Below are 10,341 nucleotides of genomic sequence, written 5' to 3'. Positions count from 1 at the left end.
CGGGGCGCTTACGAGTATAGATCGCGCGGTTGAAGCGGTGATCTCATCTACAAAAGGAATCTCCGTAGCGGCTCCATCCTTCTTGAAAAACATTTTCAGGTCGAGTATAAAATCGATATAGTCGCGCTCTTCAATAAAGTTTATGATGTCACTCCGGGTTATGCGACCTCCGAAATTGATATCCTTGTTTTCGCTATATGCCCAGGGCGTCATATACTTTACCATATCGTCCTTCAACAGGTTGGCGTAGTAGGTATCATTACCGGAGGCACTGGCCTGTAGCACTACCGTTGTTTCAATCCGCACTTCTTCAAACGCAGGGTTTTCTACATGCAGCGCCATGTTGCAATTAGCTCTGCGGTATAGCATCTCCTTGATCTCTTCCAGCTGGCTTCGGTTGGTATAGGGGCGCAATGGATTGATAGCATTTTTATTTCGCAGGTCGGGTATAGCGATAATGGTTACATGACCGGGCGCCTGCTCGTTATAGATAGTTTCTGCTTCATTCTCCTGCGGTTCGAACCGTGTATGATTAAGACACTTCACTTTGTGTATATCGGGAAAAGCCTCGAGCACGATCTGCTCAAAATCACGAATGGTGATCGCACGATCCTTGTGTCTCAGGCGTTCACTTACACGTGTATAAAACTCGCGTCCCTGTTCTTTATACCTTCCGCCAAATGCAGCATACGGTTGTGTTACTTTACGAATGAAGGGATCAGGCTCAACTAATTTGGATATAGTACCTGCTGCCAGCGGAGTTTGCAAAAAGTCTTCGGCATTTGCCTGATCAAAGAATGTTACCTGTATAGCCTGCGCCAGTACATCGATAAGCTTGCACACCTGCTCGGGCATTTGCCGGATGCTGGCACGCAGCCAATGATAGCCGGCTGGTAACAACGTGTTGGCGCTGGTGGCTTCTTCCGGAATAGCAAAGTCAATTATACCGGTTTCGATCAACTGGCGTGTGGTGTCACCGATATCATCTTTATCAAAATCTTTCCAGTGATTGTTACTCAGGTAACTCCATGTAACATGTTCCTCCGGCTTGCTATAGCGGGGATCAGTTGAGCCATCCAGTACTTTAAAAAGAACAGACACGCGCTGTGCCGGCACTACATCCTTTAACCCGATATAGAACTCGGCTATATTGTGCAGGGAAGCACCCTGCGTAAACTGCGGCAGCAGCGTGGCTTTACCCGAAACTACATCGGTGGCATCTACTTCATTTATACCAAACGGGTATAGATGTATAAATTTAGCCTGACTCGCCCCTACGTTGGCAAAGTTGATTTTAGTAGTAGCCTCATAACTTATATAAACAGATTGCAGCTTGGGAATATAGGGTGGTATTGGTTTAGGATCACTATCATTACCGTTTGCCAGAGCGATAAGATGTTTCTGCAAAGCATATATATACTCATCGTACTGGAAGTCGGCATTCAGTTGCAGTTTCATAAAACCATCTTTACTGCTGATGCCATAGGGAGAATAATCATCTTTATAATCAATAACACTGGCCAGCGGAACTGATACCGGGTCGGTAGGCAGGTATATCTCCTCCATCATATCATAGTTCTTTCCCCAGAACAATTCGAGCTCTCCTTTTTTCTTCTGGTTTATATCATGCTCACTATGAAGTATACTGGACACCGGCTCATCCACCCACACACCATCTTCCAGGAATCGCATCTGCGCACTCGGGAAAAATATATCGGTGGGATTGTAATCCATATCGCGGATATCAACCAGGTCAGCCCACGATAACGACAGGGTAAATCGCGCGTTCTCTTTACTGAACAACTCTTTACTGCCCAACACCAGTCCGGCTCCTGTTTTTGGATTTTGTCCGAAAGGAAAGAAAGGTTTGGATGGATCAACGGTTCCAAAGTCGGATGACACCAATAATTCTTTCATGCCCGTTGTATCGTACTTATCCAGCGTTCCTACCCGAACTTTCAGATCAATGGAGGATATCGCTACATCTTTCAGATCGCTGTACTGATCTTTACCCGCTATATTTTTCAGTTGAAATTTTACTACCGGGGTATCTATACCTGTAAACGCATCGCCATGTACTTTGGGGTTATAGGCGGTAACGGGAGCATCGCCCGGATCTATAGTAATAACGAATGTGCAGGAAGATGCTGATGTATTTAACGAAGACAATCCTTTCTCCAACCATTTCTTTTCGGTAGAGATATAGCAGGTAAATTCTTTTCCTGCCAATACGGTAAGTGCACTTCCTGTTAGCGTAACGGTAATGCTGCGCGCACCTTCTTTAAGAAAAAGATAGTGCGATGCCAACGCAAACCCGATAACAGCCTGTGGCATGTTGATGGAAGCCAGCTCGCCATCGAGAAAAGTTTTCGAAGCAAAGGGATGCCACTCTCCGGATTCTGTTATAAGCTTCGCTCCTGCTCCATCGGCCGACTTCGCTATGGGCGATGCATATAGCAATCCCTTCTGTGTAAAGTTACCGATCTTATCGGCATCGGTAGCGCGATAGAACGAACGCAACTCACTGACTACTGCCCGATTCAGAATAACATCGCGATCATTTTTATATACTACATCTTTATTCGCGCTGTCTTTTCCAGCTTTGAAACCTATATCTTTCTTTACTGCGTATTGCTTAACTGTGTTGGCAAGCTCCAGCACCAGGTATGCATGATTGGGCTGACTGCCCTTGGGAATCAAGCGCAGTACATCTTTATAATAAAAATCAAGATGATTGGTGGTGAACGTATTCATCTGCCGCTGCACATTCTTGAACAAGTGCAGGAAAGTAAGATATAGCGCGAAGTGAGGTTCATGATCGTTCTGCCCGGCCACTGCTTTTGTAAGCTGTTGCCCGGCATCCTGCACAATACGCGAATAGGCTGAAAGAAAATCGGCAAATATACCCGAGAACAAATTGTGATTTACGACATGATTCAGTACTCCCCACAGATCGGTATCAGCTATAGGTCCAGCCGGATGGTTATAGATGGTTACATCAGAAATGATTCCGCTCTCGTAGAAATCCAAAAAATCGGTGCCGGAAGCATTTACGATCCATGCACGGCTGATACCGCTTCGTACAGTATATTTACCGATCTCTGAATTTTCAAGTATATCTTTGGCAGCACTCTGGGCGAACGACAGAATTTGCCAACCGTCAGCTATACTGTTCTCCCACTCCAGCTTCACTACATCATCCCAATCAGCTACTACTATTTCAAGATCGTCTTCCAGTAAGGGATTTCCTCCCGATGTATATTTAGTCTTCGCTGATTTATAATAGGCAAGCAAACGCTTCAGCGAAAAAGCAAGTCGCGTGGCGATCAGGTTTTTCAGTGTGAGTTTAAGCGGAGCTTGTTCGGGCAGTGTTATCGAAAAGTAATCGATCCGTTGTGCCAGTGAGATCAGCGCACTGAAAAGTAATCCAAAACACTTGCGAAGTCGGGGTATATCGTTTTGTAAAGAGGTTGATTGAATGGCATCAAAGAGCATCCGTATCTTCTCTTTATAGTCTGTTACATTCTGTACAGCGATCAGCGACAGTTGTGATGCCACATCGGAATCAAAGAATGGCTCCCAATTACCTTCATGTTGCAGAAACGTATTTTTATACTGTACATGGGCTGCTATATTTCGCGTATAGTATAGCCAGTCTTTAAAGTCGCGTTCGTCCGGCAATATAAATTTATCCTTGAGCCCTGATAGCTCTCGCTGGCTGCGGTTGGTGCCGCTCAGTTGTAAGGGGTTCTTATTGTCAGAGCACTTTGCCATGTATCGCGCTAGATTGCTTTAATAGATGATAGTTCTGTTCCTTCTGTGCGGAAGAACGGATACACAAAATTGAACCGGTTGTTGGTAGCACTTACTATATATTCAATCTCCACCAGGATCACTCCTTCCAGTATATCTTGTGTATTGATCTCAAGCTTTTGTACTTCTATACGGGCTTCATAGAATAATATCGCTTTGCTGATCTTACTCTTGATAAAGGTTATCGTCGATGTATCGAGTGCCTCGAACACCATTTCGTCCATATTGCAGCCATAGTTCATATCCATTACGCGCTCTCCTACTATGGTAGACAGGAGTATAGTAAGACTGTTGTTAATATCTTCCTCATCTTCTGTCATGCGTACAGCTTTTAGCGAACGATCGAATTGTGGCGGAAAACTCCAGCCGCGTCCAATAAAATTCCGGTCATTACTGATCTCATTCATAGTGCAGAATATATCTATAGCATACTATATATTTCATTATCCACCTATATTCACAGTCGGGCAGCCAGCCATAATGGTTCCGCCATGTGCTGTTGAATCGCCCATGCGCGCTGCGGGCTGACCACTGATCATTACTGTTCCCGATCCTTTCATTATAGAATCAGGCGGACCAGTACATATACACATACTCCCCACGGTAGCCGCGGGCTGTCCTCCAATCATTACTGTCGGCAATCCCGGGGGCATTACCGGCCCGCCAACATGTGGCACCGTTCCGGTTACCATCGGGCACATGTGCATATCGCCTACTCTTGCTGCAAAGGGCATAGCTGTTATTCGTTAACTGTTAATCGTTATTCGTTATCTGTAGTATACTTCTACATTCGGTGTTCCTTGTTCGATATTCATTATTCGTTACGCGTTATCTGTTATTCGATATCCATTAACGATTCACGAATAACTGATAACCTAATCAATTGATATTGACAATCGCTCCCTTCAGATTCGTGTTGCCTCCTGACGAGAACTCGGCACTGGCATCGCCTTTCATTTTCATTTGGGCACTTGCTTTTACTTCGGTGTTCAGGCCTTCGGCTTTCATATCTTTTGCCGCTTTCAGTGTAAAGTCTTTTATGCTCTCGATCTTTATACCCTGGTCGTTCATCACGATCTTGTTTCCGTTCTGATCAATGAACGACATTCCTTTATCTTCTTCGGAGATTACAATCTTGTTTCCTCCCGGTGTTTCTATACTGATGATCTTCTTCTCATCATCAAACATCCACTTCATTTTTTCTCTCGATACATAGCCTTTGATGTGGTTGGTATCTTTCGGTTTTGTATGAGCCGGAAGCTTGCTGCTGTTCAGCATACCGAGCACAACGGCATGCCGCGGATCATCGTCAATGAACCCTACAATGACTTCATCTTCCAGCTCAGGGCGAAAGAAGAAGCCTCGTTCTTTACCGGCATCCAGCGATGCAACCCGACACCATATACCTTCATCGTTTTTATGTACTACTGGCAGGCGCACCATAATGCGATCTTCACCATCCGGATCTTCTTCCAGTTTTGTTACTATACCGATTTGCAACCCTTGTATGGGCGGCAACATGGCTCCTGCCAGCGGCTGTTGCACGGTATAGGTTTCAGCAAACCATTCGGGATTAGTGCCGAACTGCATGTGCGTTGTCCAGTTACCATGTTCTATCTGGTGCCGTATACCGGTTACAAAAACTTTACCTTCAAAGCGTGCACCCACTCCGTTGAGTTGCAGAATTTTTCCGGGTTTCATTTTCGCGAAGCCTTCTACTTTTACCCGGCCGCGGATCTTGGCGAGCCTGTTTTTTTGCAGGCGCGCATTGGCCCACTGCTGTAATTCTGCTTCGGTAATTTTACCACTGTGTATAAGCACCAGCGGATCGGACGATGATGCTTTCTTCAATTGATCGGATGAAAGATTACCGGCTGCAGGAACACTGGGCTCTGCGGCATCCACTGTATCGAGTAATTGCTGATCGGTAAAATTCCACGATGCAGCCTTTACTCCCGGTAACTGAAGTCGCGCATCAATCTCTGCATCGAGATCCAGTACGGTTGATCCATATTGTGCTGTAAGTTCAGCGGCCGCACTTACATTGGGCTTGGCAATGGAAATCTTACCATCATCTACAATTACCAACTTCCCGTTTACATCTGCGCGACATACCATGAAATCCCAATCGGTGCTGTTATACTGCACTACTTCCTTGTGTTGCAGTGTGGTGGCTTCTACATCTTTTGAGAGACCACTATAGGTGCCAATGATCTCTTCGAATATCTCGCTGTCTTTTTTGTCTTTGTAATATTTACTCTTGGGCACGAGCGTCATCTTCATGCTTTCATCGCGACACTCTACCATGAGTATAGAGTTGTTATTCTTTACTTTTATATTCTGTTTGATAACGATGCCCTTGAAGATTGTTTCTTCATCACTCACCCACCCTGCTTTTATCTCAATCTTCTTTCCGGGTTCAAAGTCGGCAGCGTTGCTCACTTCAAAGGTTTCTTTCGCGGCATCACCATCAAGTATAAGTATAGTCGCTGAGGGTATACGGTTTACTTCTTTGTTTACGATGATACTGATCACATGATACGTGCCGGGCACTTGGTTGCCATCACTCAGTATCGTAAAGGTGCAAACTGATTTCGGTTTGTTGGAGGGTATCGTGCGTTCGTCACTCATGCTTCGCTCTTGGTAAATGGCGGAAAGTATATTTCAGTACCCACCGGTATATTTCGAAAGTTGGCAATGCGGTTGGCTTTGGCTACCTGTATATAATACTTGGGATCACCATAAATAATATCGCAGAGCCACGGAAGTGATTCTCCCTGTTTCAGTATACGCCTGTGTGTAAGATCAGGCGATTGCTTTCTGTCACCGGCATTTGCTTCCTTCTCCGGTATACTTTTCTTGATCGTTACTTTTACAGAAGCGCGTATAGGTGTACCATCTGCCTTGAATAATTTATAGCTGATGGTCATCCCCGTAACACGTCCTTTGAAATCCAGTTTTCCCCAGATCACATGCACGTGGCGCGGCTCATGCACTTTACCATCAAGCTTGAACACCAGGTCTTGCAGCTCCTGTAACTTTTCATGTATACCATCCTTTAAAGGCTTGCCATCAATAATACCGGTGTTATCGAAGAGAAATTCGAACGTAAATTCTTCGGGTTGCTTGAACGAGAACTTTACCTGCTTGCTGCTCGTGCCTTGTCCTTGTCCGCCCTTCGCTTCCATCTTCAGGTCGATCGAATAATTCTCCGGATTAACCAGCGCATAGAACTCACCGACAAAATCTTTCTTGGCCATGTCGGCCGAGTTATAGGCCTGTATCCACAGTTTCTTGATCTGACCGTTCGATTCCATTAACGTTCTTTTTTATCCGTCAATATTTTCACCACCTGTTCTACACATTCATCTACCACAGCTTCCTGCGGATCCTGTCCGTTAGGTTGTGGTGTAGCCTGTGCGTTGTTAGGAGATGTACCGGGTTGATTAACCGATACACTGATATTCAACTCCATGATCTGTATAGGCATAGTATATGTCAGTCTGTTGTAAAATAGCTATAGCACAGTTCCAGAGTTTCTACCACAATGGAATTTTCACCCGCATTGAAATCACTCACCGTCCACTTGCGTGGCCAGGCATTATTTACCTTCCAGGTCTTTAAAGGTTTATGATCCGAATTGAGCAGCGTAACAATGACGAGTGCCGGCTGAAATTCACGATCGAACAATGCCTTCTTACACCACTTGATCACTTCAGAATCCGTGAGCATACCTCGCTTCAACACCAGGTCAGAGAACTTGGAGCGTACAGGCAACTTATGTTCAAAATGATTTTGTCCGCCTTCCTTGAACGACTCGGTATCAAACTCTACCGTGAGGCCGGCCACCGATTGAAAACGTATATCATTATTGTTGCCTATATTTTGAAAGTCCACCTTAAAGTGAAACCCTACTGGCGGATAATATCCTCCAGCCGATGGCTGTTCCTGTGCCATAGGTTGTGCTGTTAAATACTAAAATGATTTTTGATATATATACCAGGCTATAGCTATACCGGCAATTTCACTTGACGATGCTAAGTCCTTCGTGCGCGATCTCCATGCTTTCAATGGCTACTTCGTTACCATCGGCTTTCAGATCGCTGGCCTGTACCTTTAACGGAAAAGCATTTACAGCTCGCCAGGTTACTACCGGCTCGTGCTTTTCGTTGAGCAGTTTGATCACTATATCTCTTCGCTCAACCTTGTTCAGGTTAACGGTATTGATCCAGGTATAAAAATCGGTATCGCCTTCAAACGTGCCGCGCTTCAACGTGATGTTGCTGAACTTATGCAGTCCCGGCTGTTTGGTTTTTGAATAGGTAGGACTCGATCCTTCGCGGTACTCGATCGCTTCGATCTGCATATCGAGACCGGTCACCTCAGTAAAGCCTGCTTTACTTCCATTCCATTCCACCAGGAAGTGGAACTTCGGCATAGGGTAATTTGCCATGTGTATATAGGGTTATGGTTTATATATATCTTTTATAATCAGGATTCAGCCATCTTGTGCGAAAAGCGCAGGATGATAAACTCGGCAGGGCGAACGGCAGCCAGGCCAATCTCTACGATCATACGGCCTTCGAGTATATCCAGAGGAGTCATCGTTTTATTCAAACCTACCGCTACATAAAATGCATGTTCCGGTTTGGCACCTTGCAACGCTCCCTGGCGCCAGATCACGAAGAGAAAGTTCTCGATCATAGCCTGCACTTTCACCCATGTATTTGCATCGTTGGGCTCAAATACAAATTGTTCGGTCGCTTTCTTCACTGACTCTTCCACCATAATGAACAGGCGTCTTACCGGTATATATCTCCACTCATTATCATTACCGGCCAGTGTGCGTGAGCCATATACCAGTGTTCCTTTACCAAAGAAGGTACGGATGGCGTTGATCGACTTACCGGCATTAACATCAACATTCAAATTATCGAGCTGTGTTTTAGTATATACCTGTGTAGGCTCCACCACGTTGTTAAGACTTACGTTGGCGGGCGCTTTCCATACACCACGCGTACGATCAACCGTAGCATATACTCCTGCAATAGCCCCGCTGGGCGGAAGTTCGCTGATGCTCGTACTCACACCACGTATAATAGATTTGAATACCGGAAGAGAATTTTCGAGACCGCTGTTTTGTGTCTGCGCTGCAGAAGCAGCTCCATCCACTAGAAACAGATAGTAGGCGCGATTAATTGATCCGAATAGTTTCTGAAGCTCAGCGACAGCCTGGTTTACTTTTTCCTCTTTCGTAGCAGCTGTCATGAAACCACTCTTTAACACATCGTTAACAAATGTAGCTCCCCAAACAGCGTTGGTTATATCTGCTTGTTTGATGAGGGCAGTTGGATATTCTACTTTTACCAACGTATCGTCTGCAGCTTCCTTGTCGATAGCGATCAGTCCGGAGAACAGTGCTTTGAAATCAGAATTTACCGCTGCCTGCACGGAAGCTTTCAGGCTGTCATTCTGAATGCGATTCGCTATAGCAGGATCAAGCGTATCGTCTATCGCCAGAAATATACCTCTCAGGTAATTGATCAGGTCAGTAAATTTTGCAACAGAAGGTGCTGCGTTATATTTATTCACCAGGTCGCCAAAGTTTTCCGAGAGTGAGCCAAAGATTCCGGAAAGCGCTGTGGTCTGCGCGTTGATATTATTTATATCGGTATATACCTTACCCACCTGGTCGATGGCCTTTGTAAGATCTACCTTGTTGGGATCATCTGCCGGTATAAGCGCATCCAGTGTTACTGCTGCGCCATTCTTCAACAGCTTTCCTACAATATCGGCATAGGTAACATTCTTGGGTATATTTACTTTCAGCCACGGTGTATAGGCCATGCCATAGCTGAGGTTGTTGACACCTATATTTTGTTTGAAAGTCTTGCCCAGTTCCGAAGGCTTGGTATCATTCTTTGCCAGATCGAAAACAGCAACGCGATCTCTGCGCGACTCATCGGCACAATGTGTCAGTGCAGCTTTCTGCACATTCCCCAGGCTGGTATCATCCATGAGCACGGCATCCGGAAAGAGAACGATAGTAGGATCATCTTCCGTCAGTAGTGCATCTATACCCTTAGTGAAGTCTCCTTCTACGGGTACTCCTAAATTTGTTTTATACAATCCGATGGATACGATAAAACAATCGCCCCCGCCATTGGAGAAAAACAAACGCAGGCTGTCGTACATATAGTATTGACTCTTGGCATCGGCCGACTTGAAGTTATTCTTGTCATCGATCGATACAGAGGTTACAATTGTTTTGGGGCCATAACCAAAGTACTGTTCGTATTCTACCATGGAGCCGATACGTCTCGCTTTCAGCTTCAGATCATTATCGGCTATATTGGTAGCCTTCTCGGTATAGCCTACAAACGCGGGCAGAGCGGTTTCTACCTGTGCAACCGAAGGCGGAAATTTAGGTATCTCTTCAACAAAGACGCCCGGGGTTTTATATACTGTTGCCATGCTATATAAGGGTTTTAGTGATTAGTAATTAATATAGGATTCACTTGTAAATAC

At 45.2% G+C, this 10,341-nt stretch carries 9 protein-coding genes; all 9 read right to left on the bottom strand.

Annotated features, from left to right (window positions below):
* Window positions 1-3,774 (bottom strand): hypothetical protein (locus VIN08_RS09575; RefSeq protein WP_331963727.1); only part of this gene is annotated, 3,774 nt, incomplete at its 3' end.
* Window positions 3,775-3,782: 8 nt separating this feature from the next.
* On the bottom strand, window positions 3,783-4,220 hold the full coding sequence (locus VIN08_RS09570) for a GPW/gp25 family protein (protein WP_331963725.1): 438 nt from the start codon (window positions 4,218-4,220) through the stop codon (window positions 3,783-3,785).
* A gap of 36 nt (window positions 4,221-4,256) precedes the next feature.
* Complete coding sequence (locus tag VIN08_RS09565) at window positions 4,257-4,547, bottom strand: PAAR domain-containing protein (RefSeq protein ID WP_331963722.1); 291 nt, start codon at window positions 4,545-4,547, stop codon at window positions 4,257-4,259.
* A gap of 145 nt (window positions 4,548-4,692) precedes the next feature.
* A complete protein-coding gene (gene vgrG / locus VIN08_RS09560; protein WP_331963719.1) occupies window positions 4,693-6,444 on the bottom strand; it encodes a type VI secretion system tip protein VgrG in 1,752 nt (583 codons plus the stop codon).
* Window positions 6,441-7,130 carry a LysM peptidoglycan-binding domain-containing protein gene (locus VIN08_RS09555; RefSeq protein WP_331963716.1) on the bottom strand — a complete coding sequence of 230 codons (690 nt, stop codon included), beginning with the start codon at window positions 7,128-7,130 and terminating at the stop codon, window positions 6,441-6,443. Before VIN08_RS09555 ends, vgrG begins: the two co-directional genes overlap by 4 nt.
* Window positions 7,130-7,303, bottom strand: a complete 174-nt coding sequence (locus VIN08_RS09550) for a DUF5908 family protein (protein ID WP_331963713.1) — start codon at window positions 7,301-7,303, stop codon at window positions 7,130-7,132. Before VIN08_RS09550 ends, VIN08_RS09555 begins: the two co-directional genes overlap by 1 nt.
* A gap of 8 nt (window positions 7,304-7,311) precedes the next feature.
* The gene (locus VIN08_RS09545) at window positions 7,312-7,770 is read right to left on the bottom strand and encodes a phage tail protein (RefSeq protein ID WP_331963710.1); all 459 of its coding nucleotides are present in this window, start codon (window positions 7,768-7,770) and stop codon (window positions 7,312-7,314) included.
* 67 nt (window positions 7,771-7,837) lie between these two features.
* Window positions 7,838-8,266 (bottom strand): phage tail protein, encoded by a 429-nt coding sequence (locus tag VIN08_RS09540; protein WP_331963707.1) that lies wholly within the window; start codon window positions 8,264-8,266, stop codon window positions 7,838-7,840.
* Between the two features lie 38 nt (window positions 8,267-8,304).
* Window positions 8,305-10,287 (bottom strand): phage tail sheath C-terminal domain-containing protein, encoded by a 1,983-nt coding sequence (locus tag VIN08_RS09535; protein ID WP_331963704.1) that lies wholly within the window; start codon window positions 10,285-10,287, stop codon window positions 8,305-8,307.
* Between the last annotated feature and the right edge of the window lie 54 nt (window positions 10,288-10,341).

It is taken from the genome of Ohtaekwangia sp., from assembly GCF_036568665.1.
GTDB lineage: Bacteria > Bacteroidota > Bacteroidia > Cytophagales > Cyclobacteriaceae > Ohtaekwangia.
The sequence above is the reverse complement of the archived record's forward strand: the minus strand, read 5'-3'. Positions and strand labels throughout refer to the sequence as shown.

Excerpts from the sequence above, each read along its gene's own strand:
- VIN08_RS09570 (WP_331963725.1), bottom strand. The coding sequence starts at position 4,220 with ATGAATGAGATCAGTAATGACCGGAATTTTATTGGACGCGGCTGGAGT.
- VIN08_RS09550 (WP_331963713.1), bottom strand. The coding sequence starts at position 7,303 with ATGCCTATACAGATCATGGAGTTGAATATCAGTGTATCGGTTAATCAA.
- VIN08_RS09555 (WP_331963716.1), bottom strand. The coding sequence starts at position 7,130 with ATGGAATCGAACGGTCAGATCAAGAAACTGTGGATACAGGCCTATAAC.
- VIN08_RS09545 (WP_331963710.1), bottom strand. The coding sequence starts at position 7,770 with ATGGCACAGGAACAGCCATCGGCTGGAGGATATTATCCGCCAGTAGGG.
- VIN08_RS09535 (WP_331963704.1), bottom strand. The coding sequence starts at position 10,287 with ATGGCAACAGTATATAAAACCCCGGGCGTCTTTGTTGAAGAGATACCT.
- VIN08_RS09540 (WP_331963707.1), bottom strand. The coding sequence starts at position 8,266 with ATGGCAAATTACCCTATGCCGAAGTTCCACTTCCTGGTGGAATGGAAT.
- VIN08_RS09565 (WP_331963722.1), bottom strand. The coding sequence starts at position 4,547 with ATGCCCTTTGCAGCAAGAGTAGGCGATATGCACATGTGCCCGATGGTA.
- vgrG (WP_331963719.1), bottom strand. The coding sequence starts at position 6,444 with ATGAGTGACGAACGCACGATACCCTCCAACAAACCGAAATCAGTTTGC.